The organism is Amycolatopsis bullii, assembly GCF_014654205.1.
GTDB lineage: Bacteria > Actinomycetota > Actinomycetes > Mycobacteriales > Pseudonocardiaceae > Amycolatopsis > Amycolatopsis plumensis.
This window is the reverse complement of record NZ_BNAW01000057.1, coordinates 23,937-45,833: the sequence shown is the minus strand read 5'-3', so window position 1 is coordinate 45,833 and position 21,897 is coordinate 23,937. Positions and strand designations below refer to the sequence as shown.

Sequence of the window (21,897 nt, the reverse complement as noted above, 5' to 3'; positions counted from 1 at the left end):
CAGGTTTTGGGCGTCAGCGTCCCGTTCACGCCGATCGAGCACCTGAGAGGCTGCAGCCCCCTCCCCCGACACAGAACCCACCCACCCCAGGGGCCGGTCCCAGTTCCAGTCTACCGGCGACCGCCGACAAAACCGCTGATCAGACCCTGGTTGTCCACACCCCGCCAAGCTTGTGGACAACACCCCGACTCACCGGAACGCTGGATAAAAAGCCAAATCAGCATGCGGCCCCAGCCGCGCCGCCAACGCCGCCGCCACCCGAGCCGCAAACTCGGACACCGCCGTCATCCGAACGTACCCGGCATGCTTCGCCAGATCCCGCCACCAGGTCACGAAAGCCGCCTCCCGGCTGACCGGCGCCGCGTGGCGGGACAGGTTCAGCGACCCCAGCTCCTCGCCCGTGATCAGCCAGACCCGCACCAGCTCGCTGGCGGTCAAGTGCGTCGCGAGGACGTCATCGTCCGCGAACGCGGGCCACACCCCGACCACCTCGGCCCGCCACGCCGCGATCATCGCCTCGCTCATCCCCGCCGGCAGGGCGAGCGCGTCCGGCCAGCCGGCGAACGGCAACCGCAGGTGAGCCGCGTCCACCAGTGCCGACCGCACGCAGCCGTTCTCGAAGTCGAGGAACCGGACCCCCTGCCCGGTCACCAGGTTGTTGTCCGGGCTCAGCTCGACCGGGCTGAACGCCCGGAACCCCGCCGCCCGCGAGTGCTCGACCGCCGTCGTCACCTCGGTGCGCACCTCGTCCGGCACCGGGATGCCCAAGCGCTTCTGGATCAGCGGCGGGACCCGCGCACACAGCTCGTCGACGCCGTCGGAGTCGCCCTTCGCCGGGCCGCCGAGGCGCCGCAGCAACGCGTTGAAGTCCGCTTCCCGGCCGGCCGTGCTCGCGTGCAGGCGGCCCAGCGACCGGGCCCAGGACAGCAGCGCCCGCTCGGCCGCGCGGGAGTCGCGGGCGTAGAGCTTGTCCTCCAGCGTCGGCGTGCGGCCGAGGTCCTCCAGCACCAGCACGCGGTCGCGGCCGTCGTGGGCGACCAGCTCCGGGCACATCCGCTCGTCCGGGGCCAGCGCCGTGAACAGCTGGTAGCTGACCGCCTCCTGGGCGAACGGGTCGGCGCCGGACTCCGGCGGGTCCGGGTAGTGCTTGATGACGAGCGTGCGCGGCAGCGCGAACGACGACACCACCCGCGCGCGGACCACCGTGGCCGGGCCGCTTCCCGCCAGGTCCTCGGGCCCGACCAACGTGATCGCGCTGCCGAACCGGCGCGAGAGAACGGACTCGCCCGCCGCGACCGCCGCGGCGATGGCGAGCTGCTCGGCTCCTGCCCCGACTCCAGCGTCGCCGGCGGAGGAGGTGTCGACTGTCATTGTCACCGACCCTACTCGTGACTGAGCAACCATGACTACTGACATCCGGACAAGAAGGAGCATCCCGGCCGGAAACGCATCACCCGCGTGAAAGCGGACGCGTTCCCACCGGTGAACGTTGCCCATTCCGGCGCACGATCAACACAATGGCCGCAGCTGCAACGATTCCGAGAAGGTTGACCAGCAGCTGACCGACGGACTGGAGACACCGGCTCCACTCCCCCGCCACGGCCGCGACGACCGCGTAGCCCGCGGCCGGCACCGTGGTCACGGAGATGAACACGCCCACCAGCGCGGCCGACTTCGCCGACGTCATCGCGAGCATCCCCGCGGCGCCGGCCAGCATCGCGACGACCAGCGACGGCACGCCGACCGAGAAGACGAAGTCGACCTCGTGGTTGTTCTCCAGCCGGAACGCCGTTTCGCCGAAGACGTCGGTCGCGCGCACGAGCAGCGCGCCGCCCAGCGTCACGACCATCGCCAGCGGGAAGCCCGCACCCAGCGCGGCGGCCGCCCGGCGGACGAGGTCCCAGCGGCGCAGCACGAGCCCGACCGCGAACGCGGCCAGCGGCCCGAACTCCGGGCCGACGACCATCGCGCCGACGATCGTGACCGCGGAGTTCGTGAGCACGCCGGCCGCGGCGAGCAGGCAGGCGATGGTGAGGAAGGCCAGGAACGTCACGTTCATCCGGGATTCCTCTCCGGTGCGCGCGACCAGCTCCTCCCACACGACGGCGTCCGCGGCTTCGCCCGGCGCGGCCTCTTCCGCCCGGTCGGCGGCGTCGGACAGCGCGGTGTCGAGCGCTTCCAACGTGATCCCGCCGGTGTGGTCGAGACCGAGGCCGCACAGCGCGTCGATGATCTCGTCCGCCGCCTCACGGGCGATGTCGGCCTCGATCAGGTCGCCCGCGGGCTCCACGGCGGCGCCGCGGTGCACGACGAGGTGCGCGCTGCCGGCGTGTGCCCGCAGGATGTCTAGCGCCTCGGCGGTCTCGTCCGGCGGGCACACGGCCCTGAGGTGCAGCACTAGTTCTGCGGCGGGGTGGCCGGCTTCGCGTCGATCCCGGCCTCCTTGCGCTGCTGCGCGGTGATCGGTGCCGGCGCCGCGGTCAGCGGGTCGTAGCCGCCGCCGGTCTTCGGGAACGCGATCACGTCACGCAGCGAGTCGGCCTTGGCCAGCAGCATGACGATGCGGTCCCAGCCGAACGCGATGCCGCCGTGCGGCGGGGGGCCGAACTGGAAGGCGTCGAGCAGGAAGCCGAACTTCTCCTGCGCCTCCTCCTCGCCGAGGCCCATGAGGTTGAAGACGCGCTTCTGGACGTCGCCGCGGTGGATACGGATCGAGCCACCGCCGATTTCGTTGCCGTTGCAGACGATGTCGTAGGCGTAGGCCAGTGCGTTGCCCGGGTCCTGCTCGAACTTGTCGATCCACTCCGGGGTCGGCGAGGTGAACGCGTGGTGCACCGCGGTCCACTTGCCGGAGCCGACGGCCACGTCGTCGCCGATGTCCTCGACCGGCGCGAACAGGGGCGCGTCGACGACCCACACGAACGACCAGGCGTTCTCGTCGATCAGGCCGAGCCGCTTGCCGATCTCGTCGCGCGCGGCGCCGAGCAGCGGCTGCGTCGACGACGCCTTGCCCGCGGAGAAGAAGATGCAGTCGCCCGGCTTCGCGCCCGCCGCCGCGGCGACGTTCTCGCGCTCGGTCTCGGACAGGTTCTTCGCGACCGGGCCGCCGAGCGTGCCGTCCTCGTTCACGAGGATGTACGCGAGGCCCTTGGCGCCGCGCTGCTTGGCCCACTCCTGCCACGCGTCGAGCTGGCGCCGCGGCTGGTCGGCGCCGCCCGCCATGACGACCGCGCCGACGTACGGGGCCTGGAACACGCGGAACGGCGTGTCGGCGAAGAACTCCGTCATGTCGGTGATCTCGAGGTCGAAGCGCAGGTCCGGCTTGTCCGAGCCGTACTTGGCCATCGCCTCGTGGTAGGTGATGCGCGGGATGGGCCGCGGGATCTCGTGCCCGATCAGCTTCCACAGCGCGGAGACGATGTCCTCGCCGAGCTTGATGACGTCGTCCTGCTCGACGAAGCTCATCTCGATGTCGAGCTGGGTGAACTCGGGCTGGCGGTCCGCGCGGAAGTCTTCGTCGCGGTAGCAGCGGGCGATCTGGTAGTACCGCTCCATGCCGCCGACCATGAGCAGCTGCTTGAACAGCTGCGGCGACTGCGGCAGCGCGTACCAGGAGCCGGGCTTGAGCCGCGCGGGCACCAGGAAGTCGCGGGCGCCTTCGGGCGTCGAGCGGGTCATCGTCGGGGTCTCGATCTCGACGAAGTCCTGGGCGTGCAGCACCTCGCGCGCGGCGCGGCTGACCTCGCTGCGCAGCCGCATGGCCGCGGCCGGGCCGCTGCGGCGCAGGTCGAGGTAGCGGTGCTTGAGCCGGACCTCTTCACCGACGTCGACGCGGTCGTCGATCGGGAACGGCAGCGGCGCGGCCTCGGAGAGCACCTCGAGCTGGGTCGCGAGGACCTCGATCTCGCCGGTGGGGATCTCGGCGTTGGCGTTGCCCTCGGGCCGCTCGGCGACCTCGCCGACGATCTTCACGCAGAACTCCGACCGCAGCGCGTGGGCGCGCTCGGCCATCTCGCCTTCGCGGAAGACGACCTGGGCGACGCCGCTGGCGTCACGGAGGTCGATGAAGATGACGCCGCCGTGATCGCGCCGCCGGGCCACCCATCCGGTGAGGGTGACGGTCTGTCCGGCCTGCTCGGCACGCAGGGTGCCGGCGTTGTGGGTGCGGAGCACTGCGACTGCTCTCCTTCGACATGGGTGGTCTTCGCTGCTGGAAAGGCTAACGAACTGCCCAGCGTACGACGTCGGCAGGCTGGCCCGGCGCGGTGGTCACCGGGCACTCCCCCGTGAAAGTGCCCGGCCCGTGTGTCAGAGGACGTATCTGGGGCGGGTTTCCAGGGCGGCGACCAGGCGGTGGGCCTGGGCCAGGTAGGCCGCCACCTGGTAGATGCGGCCGCCCGGGTTCGCGACCAGCCAGCTCGCGGCCGCGGACGCGGAGGCGAAGAACGGCTGCCCCGCGCAGGCCACCGGGTCGACGCCGTCGAGCCCGAAGCCCAGGTCGACGGCCGCGACCACCGCCGCCGGCGGGTCGACCAGGAGGATGCCCTGCGGCATCAGCTCGATGCGGATGTGCGTCCCGGTGACCGGGCAGACGGCCGCGGCGTGGACGCGCTCGCCGGTCGCGATGGCCAGCAGGAACATGTCGACCGTGCCGTCCGGGCCCGCACCGAGGGTGCCTTCGGCCGGTTCGAGGCGGTGGTGGGCGCCGCGGGGCGCCGGACCGGTCGAGACGAGGTCGCGGTGCAGCGTGAACCCGATCAGTTCGACCAGCCGGCGGGCCTCGGCCGGGGTGACGCCGACGGTCGCGGCCAGCCGGTCGACCCCCACCGGGTGCCGGCCGGCCCGCGTCAGCTTGAGGGCGGCCCAGGCGAGCCGGGCGGCCGCGACACGGTCGGTCTGCGAGGTCGTCAACGTCCGGCTCCTTTCGGGATCGATCCCTTCGACGTTAGGCGCCGGTGCGGCGGGACGACAACGACACGACCGGACATTTTGCCGCAAACCGAAGACACCGGGCCCCGAACGCCCCGAACGGCCCAGTACGTCACCCGGTGGATCCACAGAGGACCGGCGCAGCAGTTCCTCCGGCCCCTCCCCGCGCAACTCCCCCACGAGTCACAGCAAGCGCAGCTGCTCCGCGGGCGCGGCCTCGGCCGCCGGCAGCTCCGGACCGCGCGCGTCGAACGCGGACTTGCGGTCCAGGCCGTGCCGCCGCAGCAGCGGCCCGACGCGCTCCGCGAGCCCCTCGCGATAGGCCTTCCGCACGTAACTGCCCCGCGCGTACAGCTCCCGGTACCGCGGGACGAGCTCCGGGTGCGTGCCCGCCAGCCAGCGGCCGAACCACTCGCGCGCCCCCGGCCGCAGGTGCAGCGCGAACGCCGTGACGCTCGTCGCGCCGACGTCGGCGAGCCGGGCGAACAGCGCGTCCAGCGCCTCTTCGGAGTCGGTCAGCCATGGCAGCACCGGCGCCACCAGCACCGAGCACGGCAGCCCGGCCTCGCGCGCTTTGCGCACCAGTTCCAGCCGCGCCCGCGGGCTCGGCGTGCCGGGTTCGATGCGGTGCTGCAGCTCTTCGTCGAGCAGCGCGATCGACACCGCGAGCCCGACCGGCACGTCGCGGGCGACGTCCTTCAGCAGCGGCAGGTCGCGGGCCAGCACCGTGCCCTTGGTCAGCACCGACAGCGGTGTGCCCGAGCGCGCCAGTGCCGTGATGATGCCGGGCATCAGCCGGTAGCGGCCCTCGGCGCGCTGGTAGGGGTCGGTGTTGGTGCCCATCGCGACGTGCTCGCGCCGCCACGAGGGCTTCTTCAGCTGCGCGGCCAGCACCTGCGGGGCGTTGATCTTGACGACCACCTGGGTGTCGAAGTCGCGGCCGGCGTCGAATTCGAGGTAGGTGTGGGTGTTCCGGGCGAAGCAGTTGTGGGACACCATGCCGTCGGCCACGAAGTCGCCGGTGCCGGTGGTGATGTCGAACAGCGGCAGCTGCAGGCCCAGCGGCTCGATCGCCTCCACGCGGCGGCGGCTCGCGCCGATCACCGCGCCCTCGAGGGACCGCTTCCACGTCACGGCCGGGTTGCTGACGTGGAAGAACCGCAGGACCTCGCCGACGCCGCCGAGCAGCCGGACTTCCTGGCGCGTCGGGAACTTCGGCACCTCGTCGAGCTGGTGGGTGAAGCCGAAGCGGGCGAGCGCGGCGGTGAAGGCCTCGGCGATCTCGGGTTCGTCGTGCGCCACCGCGAGGACACCGCGGCCGTAGTCGCCCGCGATGTCGAAGACGCCGGCGAGGAACCCGCGCTGCCAATGGGCGTCCGGATCCGGCGGCACCTTGAGAAAGCCGACCGAGGCCCCGAAGTCCGGCAGGTAGCGCAGCGCCCGCGCGGCGGCGTCCGGCTCGGCGGCGAACCCGCCGGAGCGCAGCATCCCGCACAGGTAGCCGGCCCGGTAGCCGAGCGTCTCGTCCGGCGTCGGCGCGAACCGGCCGACGCCGATCAGCTCGGCGCCGGGCTCCAGGTGCGGCCGCTGGGCGGCGCCGAACTTGCTGCCGGTGACGTGCTTCCAGCCCTTGCTGGTGAGGAACCGGTGATCACCGCCGGCCACGAGCCGGGTGCCGTCTTCGAGCGTGACGCGGTAGGCGGCGCGCAGGGTGGTCCAGTGCGCTTCGACCGTGGTCGGCACCAGCCGCCGGGAGGCACCGTGGCCGCGGGTGCCGTAGATCGCGTCGCCGACCTTCAGGTCCGACAGCGCCTTCGTCCGGCCGTCGGCCATCAGGATCCGGGTGCCGCCTTCGAGGCAGTAGGTGCAGGCGTGTGAGCAGCCGCGGTAGGGGTTGACGGTCCAGCCGAAGGGCACGCCGGAGCCGGCGGGCACCTTGTTCAGCACCGACCGGGCGTGCACCTCGTGAAAGGTGACGCCGTCGAATTCCGGTGACCGCACCGAGCGCACCAGGCCCTCGAGCCCGGGCAGTGCCGGTTCACCCTCCCCTGTCCGCTGCCGATCCCATCGCACGGCGCCAGTCGAACATATGTTCTAGACGAGTGTCAAACCGGTTCGGGACGAGTGGATCAGGTGGTGCTGCTGTGACTGATGGGTTTTCAGGACGAGAAGCGCTCCAGCGCCCGGATCTTGTTGGTCGCGTCCAGCGCCGCCACCTTGTACGCCTCCGAGAGCGTCGGGTAGTTGAACACCGCGTCCACCAGGTAGTCGACCGTGCCCCCGCACCCCATCACCGCCTGTCCGATGTGGACCAGGTCGGTCGCGCCCGTGCCGAACACGTGGACGCCCAGCAGCTTGCGGTCCGTGGTGGACACCAGCAGCTTGAGCATCCCGTAGCTGTCGCCGGTGATCTGGCCGCGGGCCAGCTCGCGGTAGCGGGCGATGCCGACCTCGTACGGCACCGACGACGACGTCAGCTGGGCCTCGGTCGCGCCGACGTACGAGATCTCCGGGATCGTGTAGATGCCGATCGGCTGCAGCGCGCCCAGCTCGTGCGCCGGCTCGCCGAACGCGTGGTACGCCGCCAGCCTGCCCTGGTCCATCGACGTCGCCGCCAGGGCGGGGAAGCCGATCACGTCGCCGACCGCGTAGATGTGCGGCACGGCCGTGCGGTAGTTCTCGTCGACGACCAGGCGGCCGCGCTCGTCCGCGGTCAGGCCCGCCGCCTCCAGGTTGAGCTCGCCGGTCATGCCCTGACGGCCGGCGGAATACATGACGCCGTCGGCCGGGATGCGCTTGCCGCTGACCAGTGTCGTGATCGTCGCGTGGTCGGAGACCGCCACGTCCGCGACCTTCTCGCCGAACCGGAAGGTGACCCCCAGGTCGCGCAGCTGGAACTTGAGCGACTCGACGATCTCCGGGTCGCAGAAGTCGAGCATGTGGTCGCGCTGCTCGACCACGGTGACCCGCGAACCGAGCGCGGCGAACATCGACGCGTACTCGATCCCGATCACCCCGGCGCCCACCACGACCAGCGACGACGGGATCTGCTCCAGCCGCAGGATCTCGTCGGAGTCGAGCACGCGGGCGGCGTCGAAGTCGACCTGCTTCGGCCGCGCGGGCCGGGTGCCGGTGGCGATCACGACGTGGTCGGCCGACAGGGTCCGCCGGTCGCCGCGGTGACGGCCTTCGACGAGCACGGTGTGCGGGTCGGCGAACGAGGCGGTGCCGTCGATCAGGTCGATGTGGTTGCGCATCAGCTGCGCGCGCACGACCTGGACCTCGCGCCCGACGACGTGCTGGGTCCGCGCGAGCAGGTCGGCGATGGTGATGTCCTGCTTGACGCGGTAGCTCGCGCCGTAGAGCTCGCGCTGGTTCATGCCGGTCAGGTAGAGCACGGCCTCGCGCAGGGTCTTGGACGGGATCGTGCCGGTGTTGACGCACACCCCGCCGACCATGTCGTGCCGGTCGACGACCGCCACCTTCTTGCCGAGCTTCGCCGCGGCGATCGCGGCCTTCTGCCCGCCGGGGCCCGAACCGATGACGATGAGGTCGTACTCGTGCTCGCTCACGACGTCGAGCCTGCGCACCCGGCGGGCCGGGCGCAACCCCCCGGCGGTGAAGATCCGCGCACGGTCCCGCCGGACTCCCACCCGGCCAGGCACCCGATCAAGCCCGCAGCGCACCCCGGAGCCGCTGAAAATCGGTCACGGAGTCCAGCCCGGCGTCGATTTCCTCGTTCAGCATCGCCGCCAGCTGTGCGGCGACATCCGGGCCGAGCACCTCCCCCAGCCGCTCCAGCAGCGACAACGCCTCCCACGGCGAGCCCGCCAAAGACCCGGCGGCCACCCCCGGCTCGGGCGGCTTCAGCCCCTCCTCCAACCCGAACCGCCCGGCCGCCAAGAGCGCGGCCACGACCAGGTGCGGCTGGGCGTCGGCCCCGGCGAACCGGAACTCCAGCCGCGGACTCGACGTACCCCCGGCCACCCGCACCGAAGCGGTCCGGTCGTCATACCCCCACCGCACCTCGCGTGGAGAGAACGGCGCGGTCCGAAGCCGGACGTAGGAGTTCCAAGTCGGCGCCCACACCGCCGTCAACGCCCGGGCATCCCGGAGGACCCCGGCCAGGAACCCGCCCAGCAGATCGGGCTCCGAACCGTCCACAGCGGACAGCGACAGGTGGACGTGCCCGGAGTTCCCCTGACCCGGCTCGGGAGCCGCCAGGTAGTCGGCACCGACCGCGTGCCGGGCGCAAGCCCGGCGCACGATCAGCTGCTGCAGCAGGACGTCGTCACAGGCCGCCAGGGCGTCCCGGTGCCGCAGCACGATCTCGTACTGCCCGGGATGACACTCCGCCCGGGCCGACTCGACGCCGAGCCCGGCGTCGGCCAGATCGGTCCGCAGGTCACGCAGCAGCGGCGCCAGCCGTTCGGTACCCCCGACCGCGTAATCGACACCGTGCGCGGTGAGCGGCACCCCGGAGGAATCCCGGAACACGACCTCGTGCTCGATGCCCACCGACGGCACCAGCCCCAGCCCTTCCAACGCGGCGAGCTGGGTACGCAGCACCTCCCGCGGGGCGAGTTCCGCGGCCGCCCCGGACGGCCATTCGACGTCGCCGACCACCGCCCACGTCCGGTCCCCCAGCGGGATCACCGACGCCGCGTCCGGCCGCACCCGCAGGTCACCGAACCCTTCGAGGTACCCGCCCAGCACGCCGGACGCCGGCAGCGGCTCCCGCGACGGCGTCCACGCGAAGACGTAGCTGCACACGCCGTAGCCGTCTTCGAGCACCGAAGCGGCGAACGGCGCGGCGAGCTCGACCGCGGCGAACCGGGCGTGCGGGTCGGGGACCAGCAGGAGCAGCCGGGCGTCGTCCTCGGCCAGCACGCCGCGCAGCACCGCCTCGCCCTCGGCGGCCGCCGCGCGCCGGGCCGCGAGGGACCGCGGGCCCGCCGGCCGCGCGAACGGCATCACCACGCGCCGCCCGGATCCGGGGCGTGCAGCGGGTTCGGCACCCGGCCCCAGCGGACGTCGAACTCGTCGTCGCGCTCCACCTTGTCGAAGCCCTGGCCGGCGAAGTGCTCCCGGTTGAGCGTCACGCGCTCGACGTCCGGGGCGAACAGGCGGCAGGCGTCGAAGCGCGCGGCCAGGTCGGGGTTCTCGTCGCGGTAGCGGCCGGCGATCTGCCGCACCGGCGCCCAGAACGCCGCCCGCGGCAGGCCCAGCTCGTCGAGCAGGAGCTCCGCCCAGAACCGGAACTGGCCGGAGAACACCGAGCTGAACAGCGACTGGGCGAGCAGGTGCGCGGGCCAGCGCAGCATGTCCGCGGCCGCCTCGGGCGGCAGCGACGCGTAGCTCGGCAGCTGTTCGTCGAGCAGGTCGACACCCTGGGCGAAGTCCTTGATCAGCACTCGTTGCGGGAAGCCGGTGTCGTCCACGACCAGGATCAGGTTCTGGCCGTGCGGGCAGAACCCGACGCCGTGGCGCAGCAGCCACTGCAGCAACGGCGTCAGCACCAGGTCGAACAGCCGGGTCAGCCACGCTGTCGCGTCCCCGCCGCCGATCAGGTGCGAGAGCACCGAGACACCGTCCGGTCCGCGGTACGGCAGCGCGGCGAACGAAATCGCGCGCTCCCCGGCCGCGAGCCGGATGGGCTCGCGCCACAGCGCGCCCAGGGTTTCGTGAAACCGGTACGGCAGTTCCTCGAGGTGCCCGAACAGCGGGTGCTGCACCGACACGCTCGCGACCTCGCCGAGCAGCCCGAACCGGTACTCCTCCGTCAGCAGCGGATCGCCCGCGGAGACCTGTCGCAGCCAGGTCGTCACCGAGGGCCCGGCGAGTGTGGCCGCGGAGTTGAGCCCGCGGTAGACGAGCGTGTTGCGCACCGAAACGGCGGTCTTGACGTCGTGGCGGCCGGGCGTGCTCACGTTCGCCAGCGTCCGGACCGTCTGGTGCGGGCGGTAGGCGTCGGCACTCTCCCCCAGTTCGATCACCACGCCGGTGGCGAGCTCGGCGGCGTAGAGCGTGCCGAGGATTTCGTCGGCCTGCCACGGGTGCACGGGCACCCAGACGTAGTCCCCGGGCGCCTTGGCGGCGAACTCTTCGCGCTGGTCGCCGAGTTCGGCGGCCAGCAGCGCGTCCCGGCTCAGCTCGTCGACGCAGCGGAACTCGGCGTGGTCCGGGTGGACGGCGAACCAGCGCAGCCGGAGGTCCGCCCCCGCCTCGGGGGCGTACCGGGCCCGGTCGCGCGCGGAGAACCCGACGCGGCCCTTGTTGAGCACGAGCCGGGGATGGCCGGTGAGGTGACCGTCCGCGAGGTCGTAGTCCATGGCGGACAGTTCGGCCGCGGTCGGCGCGCGGCGCAGGCGGGCGGCCTCGTTGGCGACGGTCGAGGTCAGCTCGGCGAGCACGTCGGCCAGCCGCAGCCCGCTCAGGCCCAGGACTTCGCGGGCGTCGACGACGAGCGTGCGCGGGTCGGTGGCCGGTTCGCCGTTGCGGTGCGCGCTGCCGGGCTCGACCGTCCAGGCGTCGAACGCGCCCCGCCGCGCCCGGAACGTGTAGCCGGCGCCGGGCAGCTCCAGCCGGTGGACGTCGCCGTCGGCGACCGGCTCCAGCATGTGCTCGTAGGACAGCTCACCGAGCATCTTGTGCGTGATCAGGGCGCCGGCCGCGCGCCAGGCGGCAGCATCGTCCAGGGTCACAGGTCCTCCAGGCCGAACGTGGTGAACGCGGTGCGGTCGGGCAGCTCGTGCACGGTCTTGCCGCACACGGCGTTGAGGATCACGGCCGCCCGCCACGCGCCGAGCCCGAGGTCGGGGGCGCCGGGCCCGTGGGTGTGCCGTTCGGCGTTCTGCACGAACAGCGACCCGGGCACGTCGAGCGCGACGCGGTAGTCCGCGCCGACTTCGATGCGCCCCCGCCGGTCCCGGCGGACGGCGTCGCCGAGTCCGGCCAGCAGCGGCCCGGCCGGCGCCTCCGCGTACCCGGTGGCCGCGACCACGGCGGCGGTGCGCAGGGTGGCGCCGCGGCCCTGCTGCGCGTGCCGCACGAGCAGTTCGATCTCTTTGTCGACTGTGGACGCTCCGAGGACCTCGACGCCGGGGGTCAGCACGGCGCCCGGCGGGCCGGTGACGCTGCGGCGGTAGAGCTCGTCGTGGATCGCGCCGATCGTTTCGGCGTCGATGCCCTTGTAGAGCTGCCACTGCGCGGGCAGCAGCCGGTCGCGGACGGACTCGGGCAGGCCGTGGAAGTACGCGGTGTAGTCCGGCGTGAACTGCTCGAGACCGAGCTTCGAGTACTCCATCGGCGCGAACGCCGGCGTCCGGGCGAGCCAGCGCAGTCCGTCCACAGTGGATCTGTGCCGCAGCAGGTCGAGCACGACTTCGGCGCCCGACTGCCCGGAGCCGACGACGGTGACGCTCTCGGCGGCGAGCAGTTCGTCCCGGTGCGTCAGGTAATCGGCCGAATGCAGCGCGAGGACGCCGGGGTCGGCGACCAGGTCCCGCAGCGGCTCCGGCACCGAAGGCACCGACCCGATGCCGAGCACGACGTGGTCCGCGAGCACCGGTTCCCGGCCGTCGATGGTGAGCTCGAAGGCGTCGCCGGCCCAGCGGATGCCGGTCACCTCGTGGCCGAAGCGGCACGACGGCAGGCGGGCGGCGGCCCAGCGGCCGTAGTCGTCGTATTCGGCGCGCAGCGGGTGGAACCGCTCGGCGAAGTAGAACGGCAGCAGGCGGCCGCGGTCGCGCAGGTAGTTGAGGAAGGAGAACGGGTTCGTCGGGTCGACCAGCGTCACCAGGTCGGCCAGGAACGGCACCTGCAGCGTCGCGCCCTCGACGAGCAGGCCGGGGTGCCAGCGGAACTCCGGGCGCGTGTCGAAGAAGACGGCGTCGAGGCTGTCGACGCCGGAGGCCAGCGCCGCGAGCGAGAGGTTGAACGGCCCGATCCCGACGCCGGCGAGGTGGTGGCGCCTCACGAAGCGACCGGGCTTTCCCGGCCGGCCACGAGCTCGGCGCCTGCCGTGGCGACGATGCGGTCGAGCAGCGGGAGGTAGTCGGCGGCGGTGGTGTGCGGGTGCAGCAGCGTCAGCTTGAGCCACAGCTGGTTCCCGCCGCCGGGCGCGGTCGGCAGCGCGGCCCGGCCGATGACGGCGGTACCCGCTTCCAGGAGGGCCCGGCGGACGCGCGCGACGAGCTCGTCGCCGCCGCTCTCGTCGGCGACGACCGGCCGCAGGACCACTGTGGACAGTTCGGGCGGACCCCAGAGCCGCAGGCCGGGGTGCTCCTCGACGTGCCGGGCGACCTCGGCGGCGGTGGCGCAGCAGCGTTCCACGAGCGCGCCGAGGCCGTCGGTGCCGAGCGCGTGCACGGTGACGGCCATCCGGAAGGCGTCCGGCCGCCGTGACGTCCGGATCGATCGCCCGAGCAGGTCCGGCAGGCCGGCTTCGGTGTCGTCGTCGGCGTTGAGGTACTCGGCGCGAACGGTGAGCGCCCCGAGATCGGCGGCCTCGCGGGCGGCGAAGAGCCCGGCGGCGACCGGTTGCCAGCCGAACTTGTGCAGGTCGAGGGCGACGGAGTCGGCGTGATCGAGCCCGGCGAGCTTGGTTTTGAGGGTGTCGCTGCAAAGCGCCATCCCGCCGTAGGCCGCGTCGACGTGCAGCCGGGCGTTGTGCCGGCGGCAGATCCGGGCGATTTCGGGCAGCGGGTCGAGGGTGCCGGTGTTGGTGGTCCCGGCGGTGGCGACGACGACGCAGCCGGGGGTGAGGATCTCGTCGAGCGCTTCGGGGAGCAGCCGGTCGCCCTCGCACGGGACGACGATCGGGGCGGGCAGGCCGAGCAGCCAGGCGGCGCGGGCGACGCTGTGGTGGGCGTTGGCCCCGCAGACCGGCTGGACGATGCCGTTTTCCCGGGCGAGGAGGAGGCCGAGGAGGTTGGATTCGGTGCCACCGGTGGTGACGACGGCGTCGGGATTGCCTGCGTCGGGATAGCACAACCGGGCGATCCCGGCGGTGAATTCGCGTTCGAGTTCGCTGGCGACGGGGGCCTGGTCCCAGGAGTCCATGGAGGGGTTGAGGGCACCGGCGACGACATCGGCGGCCACGGAGACGGCGAGCGGCGGGCAGTGCAGGTGGGCGGCGCAGGCGGGATCGGCGGGATCCGCGGACCCGGCGGCGAGCAGGCGGCTGAGCTGTTCGAGCGCGGCTTCGGCCCCGATGCCACGGCGGGGCAGGGCAGCGCGACCGGTTTCGGACAGTGGATCCGTGTTGTCCTGCTCGTCCGCATCCGGAGGGGGAACTTCGGGTCCGGCGCGGTGATCCGCCGCCCCGAGGTCGCCACCCTCCGCGACCAGCGCCGCCGCGACCGCGGCCGGGCCGCCCGCCGGGACCGGGCCGCCGCGTTCGGCGACACCCGCCGCCATTCCGCGCAGGGCCACCGGGATCAGCTCGCCGAGCCGGTCCGCGCCGCCGTGGCCACCGGCCAGCCCGTCTGCCCGCATGTGCCCGCCTTCCTTAGGGTTGCCTTGCCTACGCTGAGCAACAGTACGGCGACCGGCGGTTGCCTGTCATCCCCGTCCAGCATGCTCGACCGGGTGGCGGTGACGCGTCGGCCATCGGGAGTAGGTTCACCGCGAGGAGGTGATCGACGTGCCCCGCTGGGACGTCCTGCTCGCCATCGGCGCGGGCGGCGCGCTCGGCAGCCTCGCCCGCTACGGCCTGTCGGTGGCGATCCCGCACGCGCGCGGCGAGTTCGCCGTCGCGACGCTGCTCACCAACGCGCTCGGCTGCCTGCTCATCGGCGTCCTGATGGCCGTCCTCACGACGACCGCGCGTCCGCACCACCTCCTCCGCCCGTTCCTCGGCGTGGGGATCCTCGGCGGCTTCACGACGTTCTCCACGTTCGTGACCGATACCCTCGACGCGGCCACGACCGGGCGTCTCGTGGGATCCTTGGCGTACGTGGCCGCGTCGCTGCTGCTGTGCCTGACCGCGGTCGCGGCCGGCCTGGCGGCGACGCGCATGCTCCGGAAGGGCCGACCGGAGTGACCGTGGTCCTGGTGGCCCTCGGGGGCGCGGCGGGCTCGATCCTGCGCTACCTGACCGACCGGAAAATCCAGCAGTGGCGCGACTCGCCGTTTCCGTTCGGGACGCTCACGGTGAACATCGCGGGCTCGTTCATCCTCGGGTTCCTGAGCGGCTGGCTCCTGCACGGCGCGGAGCCGTCGTCGGTGCGCGCGCTGGTGGCCGTGGGGTTCTGCGGCGGGCTGACGACGTTCTCGACGTTCGGCTACGAGACGGTCCGGTTGTTCCTGGAGAAGACGCGGTTATACGCGGTGCTGAACGTGGTCGCCACCGTCCTCGCGGGCCTGACCTCGGGCGCGCTGGGCCTGCTGCTCGCCACGGGCGTCTTCCCTTAGCGGTTCGGACGCCGCATCCGCCGCTCCACGCGGCCGAGTGCCTCGTCGAGCCGCCTGGCCTGCCCGTTCTCCCGGCCCGCACGGCGCTCGAGCTTCCACTCGACGTACTCGGCCAGCGTGGTGTCCGCCCACTTGCGCTTCACCCGGCGACGGCTCCGCAGCAGCCGCAGCTCGGCCGCCTCGGCGCGCGAGGCGTCGGGCACACCGGTCGCCGCCCGCAGCGCGAGGCTCTCCCGTGCGCGGTTCGCGCGGCGGGCGAACGCCTTGCTCCGGGGCAGGTTCTTGCGCGTCGACTTGGCGTTCTCGCCGTAGTCGTCGCGGCGGTCCTTCAGGTAACTGAGCCGCTTCTTCTCCTGCGGCGTCTTCCGTTTCATCCGGCCCTCCTCCGGGGCCAGGAAACACCCGGCCCCGGAGAGAGGCAACGCAATATCAACGCGGCGCCAGCCCGCGCACCTGCTCGAACGGGTCCTCCCCGGTCGGCAGCAGCGCGATGACCGGCGTCGTCAGCCCGTTGTCCACATAGGCCTGCACCTGCTCGCGGCACGACTCGACACTCCCGTGGATCACCAGCTCGTCCACCACCGAATCCGGGATCACCCGGTTCGCCTTCTGCCGGTCGCCGGCCGCCCAGGCTTCGTGCATCGGGGCCAGCGCCTCACCGCGGCCCAGCCACTCGTGGAACGCCGCGTACACCGGGACCGTCAGGTAGCTCGAGATCAGCATCCGGCCGAGACCCCGGGCCGCCTCGGCGTCCTCCGTGGGGCAGACGAAGATGCGGGCCGCCAGCTCGACGTCGGGACCGACGACCGACCGCACCCGGGGCACGTCCGAAGCCGCCAGCCAGTTCGTGATCGCACCATCCGCTTCGCGCGCGGCCAGGCGCAGCATGCCCGGGCGGAGGGCCGCCAGCATGATCGACGGCGGCGGATCGGCCGGGCGCTCCAGGCGGAACTTCGACACCGCGAACGTCTCGTACTTCTCGCTGACCTTCTCCCCCGCCAGCGCCGTACGCAGGAAGCGCAGCGTGTCGCGAGAGCGGGCGAAGGGTTCCGAGAAGTCGGCCGCGTTCCACGACGAGACGATCACCGGGGACGACGCGCCGATGCCGAGGACGAACCGGCCCGGTGCCAGCTCCGCGACCGTCGCCGCCTGCATCGCCAGCAGGCCGGGGCCGCGCGTGTACACCGGCACGATCGCCGTGCCCAGCCGCAGCTGCGGGGCCCACTGCGAGGCCAGCACCAGCGGCGTGAACGCGTCGGTGCCCGCCGTCTCGGCCGTCCACGCGTCCGTGTAGCCCAGGTCCGGCAGCTGCTCGACCAGTTCCTTGTGCGCCGTCAGCGGCACCCCGGTCAGCGGAATCGTCAGGCCCCAGCGGCTCATGCAGTCTCCTTCTCGACGGCGGACAGTTCACGCAGCAGCCAATCGACCTGCGTGCGCATCAGGTTCTCCGCGACCTCTTCGGCCTGCGGTGTCATGTGGGTCGCGCCCGCCAGCGGCAGGAAGACGTGCGGCCGCCCCTTCGCCAGCAACGCCGACGACAGCCGCAGCGCGTGCGCGACGAACACGTTGTCGTCGGCCAGCCCGTGCACGATCAGCAGCGCGCGGCTCAGCTCGCCCGCGCTCTCGATCAGCGAGTTGTGCGCGTAGCTCTCCGGCTCGTCCTGGGGTTTGCCCAGGTACCGCTCGGTGTAGTGCGTGTCGTACAGCGACCAGTCGGTCACCGGCGCGCCCGCGACCGCCGCGTGGAAGACGTCCGGGCGCCGCAGCACCGCCAGCGCCGCCAGGTACCCGCCGTAGGACCAGCCGCGGATCGCCACCCGCTCCAGGTCCAGCTCGGGGAACTGAGCGGCCGCCGCCTGCAGCGCGTCCACCTGGTCCTGCAGGGTGACGTCGGCGGGGCGCCCGTGGATCTCCCGCTCCCACACCGCGCCGCGGCCCGGCGTGCCGCGGCCGTCCGCGACGAGCACCGCGAAGCCCTGGTCCGCCAGCCACTGCGACGTCAAGAAGGCGTTGCGGCTCTGCAGGACGCGCTGGGCGTGCGGCCCGCCGTACGGGTCCAGCAGCACCGGCAGCTTGCCCTCGCTCGGCTCGTACCCGCGCGGCAGGAGCAGCGCCGCGCGCAGGTTCCGCTCGCCCAGCGTCAGCCAGGTCAGGTTCGGCACGATGTCCGGGTCCACAGTGGACGACTCGATCGTCGCCACCGGGGCGCCGTCCCGCAGCACCGAGACCCGTGGGCCGCTGTGCTCCAGGCTCCACGACGACAGCACGGTGACCGCCGCGGACCCGGCGCCGACGTGCACGCCGTCCATAGTGGACAGGCGCCGCACCGACGAGCCCTCGGTCCGGAAGACGTGGATCTGCGTCGGGTCGTCCTCGGACGCGCTGAACAGGATCTCGTCGCCGACGTCGAGCACGGCCCGCAGCTGCAGCCCGGCCGGGGTGACGGCCTCGCCGCCGACGAACAGCCGGTGGTCGCCGTCGACCATGCCCTCGACGACCAGGCGGCCGTCGGGCGTCCACGCCGGCACGCCGCCGACGATGTCGATCCAGTGCTGGTCGGTCGCGGTGTGCACGACCGACGTCGAGCCGTCGGTGACGTCCACGGAAAGGACGTCCATCCGCTTCTGTTCGCGCGGCTGCACGGCGAGCAGCGGGGCGCCACCGGCCGACCAGTGCACCGAGGCCAGGTACTCCCACTCGCCCGGCTCGACGTCCACCCGCGAGCCGTCCAGGCCGAGCACCGCCAGGGAAACGAGGGCGTTCGCGGTGCCCGAGGCCGGGTAGGCGACGACGGTGGCCGGGTGCTGCGGGTTGGCCGGGTCGGCGATGGTCCAGCGCGGCACCGGGCCGCGGTCGGAGCGTTCGGCGAGGATGCTGCGGCCGTCGGGGGCCCACCAGTAGCCGCGGGTGCGGTCCATCTCCTCGGCGGCGATGAACTCGGCGAGGCCCCAGGCGATGTCCTCGCCGTCCTCCTCGACCAGCACCCGGTCGTCGCCGGTGGCCAGCTCGAGCACGTGCAGCCGCCGGTTCTGCACGTAGGCGACGTGCGTGCCGGCCGGATTCGGCCGCGGGTCGATGACCGCGCCGTCGACGCGCAGCGTCACCTCGCCCGAAGCGAGGTCCAGGGTGTAGAGCTTGCCCGACAGCGAGAACACCGCGACGGTGAAGGCCGTGTCGACGCCGTAGTGCACGACGCCGCCGCCGGTCTCCCGCGCCCGTTCGCGCCGCGCACGCTCTTCGGCGGGCAGCTCCTCTTCGCCGGGCAGCAGCTCCGCGGCGTCGACGAGCTTGGTCTCGGCGCCGGTCGCCAGGTCGGCCGACCAGAGGCTGTGCCGGGGGTCGGTGCCCGACTCCGCGCGCAGGAACAGCACGCGGGAGCCGTCCGGGGCGACCCGGAACTCCTTGGGCGCACCGAGGGTGAAGCGCTGGGTCCGGGCCTGCTTGCGGAGGAACGGGAGGTCGTCGACATCGGTCACGCCCGCACTCTTCCAGACGGTCACGACCGGACGCCAACACCCTTCAGCTTGGCCAGCTCCGCGTCGACGTCGTAGTCCGGCGCCGGGAACCGCGGCTTCAGCTCGGTGAGCGTCTCGATGAGCAGTTCGGCGACGGCCCAGTTGCGGTACCACTTGTGGTCGGCGGGCACCGCGTACCAGGGCGCGTCCGGTGTCGACGTCTTCTCGAAGATGCCGGCGTAGGCCTCCTGGTAGGCGGCCCAGTGCGACCGGGCCTCCAGGTCACCCGGGTTGTACTTCCAGCGCTTCTCGGGGGTGACGAGCCGGGCCTTGAGCCGCTTGAGCTGCTCCTCCGGCGAGATGTGCAGGAACACCTTGAGCACCGTGGTGCCCGCCTCGGCCAGCTCGGCTTCGAAGGCGTTGAGCTCGGCGTAGCGGCGGCGGCGCTCGGCCGCGGTGAGCAGGCCGCTGACCTGCGGGACCAGGATGTCCTCGTAGTGCGAGCGGTCGAAGACGCCGATCTGGCCGGGCGCGGGCAGCTGCTTGCGGATCCGCCACAGGTATTCGTGGCGCAGCTCGGCCGGAGTCGGCTTCTTGAACGCCGCGTACCGGACGCCCATCGGGTTGACCAGGCCGAGCACGTGGGAGACCGTGCCGCCCTTGCCGGAGGTGTCCATGCCCTGCAGCACGAGCAGCACCCGGCGGGTGCCGCCGCCGACGCCCTCGGCGTAGAGCGCCTCCTGCAGCGCGGAGAGCCGCTCCCCCGCGCTCTCGAGCCCGGCGAGGGCCTTGGCCTTCTTGCCGGGCCCGACCGGGGTCGAGCCCGGGTCCGGCAGCTCACCGCCGACGCGCAGCGCGTCCCGGACCCGGCTTCCGTCGTCCTTCTTCGCCATCCACCGAAACTACCCGTTCAGGCGGCGGCTTTCTCGGCGAAGAGCTTCAGCAGGGCGCCGTGCCCGCCCTCACCCGAGACGCCTTCGCGGACCTTGGCGCCGGTTTCGCCGTGCCGTTCGAAGCCGCGGTGCTCCAGCTCGACGCGGGTGCTGCGCGGTCCTTCCTCGATGAATCTGACCTCGATCTCGCTGGCGTGCGCGGGGTCCGGGTCGATCTGCCAGTCGCCGTCGATGCGCCAGGACAGCACCACCCGGGCGGGTGGCTCCCACACGAGCACCTCGCCCCATTCGCACTCGGTGCCGTCGACCGTCCGCTCGTACCAGCGTCCACCTTCCTTCGGCTCGAGGACGGCTTCCGCGAGCTCCCCCGCGCCGATGTGGTGCTGCCGCGGCCACCAGCTGTCGAAGGCCTCGGTGTAGGTCTTGAACGCGTGCTCCCGCGAGCAGGCGACGGTGATCGTCTTGCGGATGGGTTCCCAGCTCATGACTGCTCCTCTTCGGTTTGTTCCGCCAGTTCGGCGAAGGCCTTCAGCGCGTCCGACCACATCCCGTCGAGGTAGGCGCGCAGCGCGGCGATCCCGGCCGGTTCCAGCCGGTAGAGCCGCCTGGTGCCGACGGCCCGGTCGGTGACCAGGCCGGCCGCCTTGAGCACCTTGAGGTGCTGGGACACGGCCGGGCGGCTGATCGGCAGGTCCGCGGCCAGCTCGCCGACCGCGCGCGGCCCGTCCCGCAGCGCTTCGAAGATCGCGCGCCGCGACGGGTCGGCCAGCACGGCCAGCTGGTCGCTTCCGTAAGTCGCCACGAACCGTAAGCTACGGCTTACCGATACGACCGTCAACGGGTGCGCACTGTTTCGGGGGTGTGAACGCGATATTGCGCAACGAATACCTGGTCAAAGCAACGATTCCCGGCTGAACTCTGCGTGTTCTGCCTCTAACCTGAACACATGACGACGTTCGCCGGCCGGGAGACCGCCGCCCCCACCGCCGCGAGCTTCATCGCGCTCGACGAGCAATGGAGCACGCACAACTACCACCCGCTGCCCGTCGTGATCGCCGAAGCCTCCGGCGCCTCGGTGACCGACGTCGAGGGCCGGTCCTACCTCGACTTCCTCTCCGGCTACTCGGCCCTGAACTTCGGCCACCGCCACCCGGACCTGGTCGCGGCGGCCGTCGAGCAGCTCGGGCGCGTCACGCTGACCTCGCGCGCGTTCCACCACGACCAGCTCGGGCTGTTCTGCCGCGAGCTGGCCGAGCTGACCGGCACCGAGCTGGTGCTGCCGATGAACTCCGGCGCCGAGGCCGTCGAGTCCGCGGTCAAGATCGCCCGCAAGTGGGCGCACCGGGTCAAGGGCGTCCCGGACGGCACGGCGGAGATCATCGTCGCCGGCTCGAACTTCCACGGCCGCACCACCACGATCGTGTCCTTCTCCACCGACGAGACCGCGCGCGCCGACTTCGGCCCCTTCACGCCGGGCTTCGTCACGGTGAAGTACGGCGACGCGGCCGCACTGCGCGACGCGATCACCCCGCGCACCGCCGCGGTGCTGCTGGAACCGGTGCAGGGCGAGGCCGGCGTGATCGTGCCGCCGGAGGGCTACTTCGCCGATGTCCGGGAGGCGTGTGACGAGCACAGCGTGCTGCTGATCGCCGACGAGATCCAGTCCGGGCTGGCCCGCACCGGCACCGTGCTGGCGCTGGACCACGAGGGCGTCCGCGCGGACGTCTACACCCTCGGCAAGGCCCTCGGCGGCGGCATCCTGCCGGTGTCCGCGGTGGCCGGCCGCCGGGACGTGCTGGGTGTGCTGAAGCCGGGCGAGCACGGCTCGACCTTCGGCGGCAACCCGCTGGCCTGCGCGGTCGGGCGCGCGGTCGTCCGCCTGCTGAACACGGGCGAGTTCCAGCAGCGGGCCACCGGACTGGGCGCCCACCTGCACACGAGGCTGAACGAGCTGATCGGGCAGGGCCTGTCGGAGGTCCGCGGCCGCGGGCTGTGGGCGGGCATCGACCTCGCTCCGGGCGGGCCGTCGGGCCGGGCGGCGTCGGAGGCGCTGATCGCGCGCGGCGTGCTGTGCAAGGAGACGCACGAGCGCACCCTGCGCGTCGCCCCGCCGCTGGTGATCACCCGCGAGGAGCTGGACCGCGGCATCGACGCGATCGCCGAGGTCGTCCGCCCCTGAAACCACCCGGACGCCGCCGGGTGAG

The 21,897-nt window shown here is 72.5% G+C and carries 19 protein-coding genes; 3 read left to right on the top strand and 16 right to left on the bottom strand.

The window, feature by feature from the left end:
* Positions 1-189: 189 nt before the first annotated feature.
* The 10 genes from IE317_RS38495 to IE317_RS38450 all read right to left on the bottom strand — a co-directional run bounded on the left by IE317_RS38495 (position 190) and on the right by IE317_RS38450 (position 14,427).
* Positions 190-1,371 carry a phosphotransferase gene (locus tag IE317_RS38495; protein WP_191316299.1) on the bottom strand — a complete coding sequence of 394 codons (1,182 nt, stop codon included), beginning with the start codon at positions 1,369-1,371 and terminating at the stop codon, positions 190-192.
* Between the two features lie 79 nt (positions 1,372-1,450).
* Positions 1,451-2,398 carry a DUF389 domain-containing protein gene (locus IE317_RS38490; RefSeq protein WP_191316298.1) on the bottom strand — a complete coding sequence of 316 codons (948 nt, stop codon included), beginning with the start codon at positions 2,396-2,398 and terminating at the stop codon, positions 1,451-1,453.
* Positions 2,398-4,173: an aspartate--tRNA ligase gene (aspS, locus tag IE317_RS38485; RefSeq protein WP_191316297.1), complete on the bottom strand. Its 1,776-nt coding sequence runs from the start codon at positions 4,171-4,173 to the stop codon at positions 2,398-2,400. The genes IE317_RS38490 and aspS overlap by 1 nt, the downstream gene beginning before the upstream one ends.
* 135 nt (positions 4,174-4,308) lie before the next feature.
* Positions 4,309-4,911: an organomercurial lyase gene (gene merB, locus IE317_RS38480; protein ID WP_191316296.1), complete on the bottom strand. Its 603-nt coding sequence runs from the start codon at positions 4,909-4,911 to the stop codon at positions 4,309-4,311.
* A gap of 201 nt (positions 4,912-5,112) precedes the next feature.
* Positions 5,113-7,002, bottom strand: a complete 1,890-nt coding sequence (locus IE317_RS38475; RefSeq protein WP_191316295.1) for an intein-containing Rv2578c family radical SAM protein — start codon at positions 7,000-7,002, stop codon at positions 5,113-5,115.
* 86 nt (positions 7,003-7,088) lie between these two features.
* On the bottom strand, positions 7,089-8,501 hold the full coding sequence (sthA, locus tag IE317_RS38470; RefSeq protein WP_229903143.1) for a Si-specific NAD(P)(+) transhydrogenase: 1,413 nt from the start codon (positions 8,499-8,501) through the stop codon (positions 7,089-7,091).
* A gap of 97 nt (positions 8,502-8,598) precedes the next feature.
* Positions 8,599-9,906, bottom strand: a complete 1,308-nt coding sequence (locus IE317_RS38465; RefSeq protein WP_191316313.1) for a glutamine synthetase — start codon at positions 9,904-9,906, stop codon at positions 8,599-8,601.
* Positions 9,903-11,633, bottom strand: coding sequence for an IucA/IucC family protein (locus tag IE317_RS38460; RefSeq protein ID WP_191316294.1), 1,731 nt, complete (start codon positions 11,631-11,633; stop codon positions 9,903-9,905). The genes IE317_RS38465 and IE317_RS38460 overlap by 4 nt, the downstream gene beginning before the upstream one ends.
* The gene (locus IE317_RS38455) at positions 11,630-12,907 is read right to left on the bottom strand and encodes a lysine N(6)-hydroxylase/L-ornithine N(5)-oxygenase family protein (protein ID WP_191316293.1); all 1,278 of its coding nucleotides are present in this window, start codon (positions 12,905-12,907) and stop codon (positions 11,630-11,632) included. Before IE317_RS38455 ends, IE317_RS38460 begins: the two co-directional genes overlap by 4 nt.
* A complete protein-coding gene (locus IE317_RS38450; protein ID WP_191316292.1) occupies positions 12,904-14,427 on the bottom strand; it encodes a pyridoxal phosphate-dependent decarboxylase family protein in 1,524 nt (507 codons plus the stop codon). Before IE317_RS38450 ends, IE317_RS38455 begins: the two co-directional genes overlap by 4 nt.
* Before the next feature lie 139 nt (positions 14,428-14,566).
* Between IE317_RS38450 and IE317_RS38445 the strand changes: the two genes are divergently transcribed.
* Both IE317_RS38445 and crcB read left to right on the top strand, forming a co-directional pair.
* Positions 14,567-14,974: a fluoride efflux transporter FluC gene (locus tag IE317_RS38445; RefSeq protein WP_191316291.1), complete on the top strand. Its 408-nt coding sequence runs from the start codon at positions 14,567-14,569 to the stop codon at positions 14,972-14,974.
* Entirely contained in the window at positions 14,971-15,345 is a 375-nt protein-coding gene (crcB, locus tag IE317_RS38440) for a fluoride efflux transporter CrcB (RefSeq protein ID WP_191316290.1), read from the top strand. Before IE317_RS38445 ends, crcB begins: the two co-directional genes overlap by 4 nt.
* On the opposite strand, the gene IE317_RS38435 is transcribed toward crcB, so the two are convergent.
* From IE317_RS38435 to IE317_RS38410, 6 genes are read right to left on the bottom strand one after another with little or no spacing between them, the layout of a single operon-like run.
* Positions 15,342-15,719 (bottom strand): hypothetical protein, encoded by a 378-nt coding sequence (locus IE317_RS38435; RefSeq protein ID WP_191316315.1) that lies wholly within the window; start codon positions 15,717-15,719, stop codon positions 15,342-15,344. The genes crcB and IE317_RS38435 overlap by 4 nt on opposite strands.
* A gap of 55 nt (positions 15,720-15,774) precedes the next feature.
* Positions 15,775-16,725 (bottom strand): LLM class F420-dependent oxidoreductase, encoded by a 951-nt coding sequence (locus IE317_RS38430; protein WP_191316289.1) that lies wholly within the window; start codon positions 16,723-16,725, stop codon positions 15,775-15,777.
* Entirely contained in the window at positions 16,722-18,821 is a 2,100-nt protein-coding gene (locus IE317_RS38425; protein ID WP_191316288.1) for a S9 family peptidase, read from the bottom strand. Before IE317_RS38425 ends, IE317_RS38430 begins: the two co-directional genes overlap by 4 nt.
* 20 nt (positions 18,822-18,841) lie before the next feature.
* Complete coding sequence (locus IE317_RS38420) at positions 18,842-19,693, bottom strand: PPK2 family polyphosphate kinase (RefSeq protein ID WP_191316287.1); 852 nt, start codon at positions 19,691-19,693, stop codon at positions 18,842-18,844.
* A gap of 17 nt (positions 19,694-19,710) precedes the next feature.
* Positions 19,711-20,178 (bottom strand): SRPBCC family protein, encoded by a 468-nt coding sequence (locus IE317_RS38415; RefSeq protein ID WP_191316286.1) that lies wholly within the window; start codon positions 20,176-20,178, stop codon positions 19,711-19,713.
* Entirely contained in the window at positions 20,175-20,495 is a 321-nt protein-coding gene (locus IE317_RS38410) for an ArsR/SmtB family transcription factor (protein WP_191316285.1), read from the bottom strand. The genes IE317_RS38415 and IE317_RS38410 overlap by 4 nt, the downstream gene beginning before the upstream one ends.
* 144 nt (positions 20,496-20,639) lie before the next feature.
* Here IE317_RS38410 and rocD point away from each other — a divergent pair, with 144 nt between their 5' ends.
* Entirely contained in the window at positions 20,640-21,872 is a 1,233-nt protein-coding gene (rocD, locus tag IE317_RS38405; protein ID WP_191316284.1) for an ornithine--oxo-acid transaminase, read from the top strand.
* The last annotated feature ends 25 nt before the right edge of the window (positions 21,873-21,897 follow it).

Coding starts and splice junctions, on each gene's coding strand:
- IE317_RS38450 (WP_191316292.1), bottom strand. CDS start 14,427: ATGCGGGCAGACGGGCTGGCCGGTGGCCACGGCGGCGCGGACCGGCTC.
- rocD (WP_191316284.1), top strand. CDS start 20,640: ATGACGACGTTCGCCGGCCGGGAGACCGCCGCCCCCACCGCCGCGAGC.
- IE317_RS38435 (WP_191316315.1), bottom strand. CDS start 15,719: ATGAAACGGAAGACGCCGCAGGAGAAGAAGCGGCTCAGTTACCTGAAG.
- IE317_RS38420 (WP_191316287.1), bottom strand. CDS start 19,693: ATGGCGAAGAAGGACGACGGAAGCCGGGTCCGGGACGCGCTGCGCGTC.
- IE317_RS38430 (WP_191316289.1), bottom strand. CDS start 16,725: ATGAGCCGCTGGGGCCTGACGATTCCGCTGACCGGGGTGCCGCTGACG.
- IE317_RS38495 (WP_191316299.1), bottom strand. CDS start 1,371: ATGACAGTCGACACCTCCTCCGCCGGCGACGCTGGAGTCGGGGCAGGA.
- IE317_RS38415 (WP_191316286.1), bottom strand. CDS start 20,178: ATGAGCTGGGAACCCATCCGCAAGACGATCACCGTCGCCTGCTCGCGG.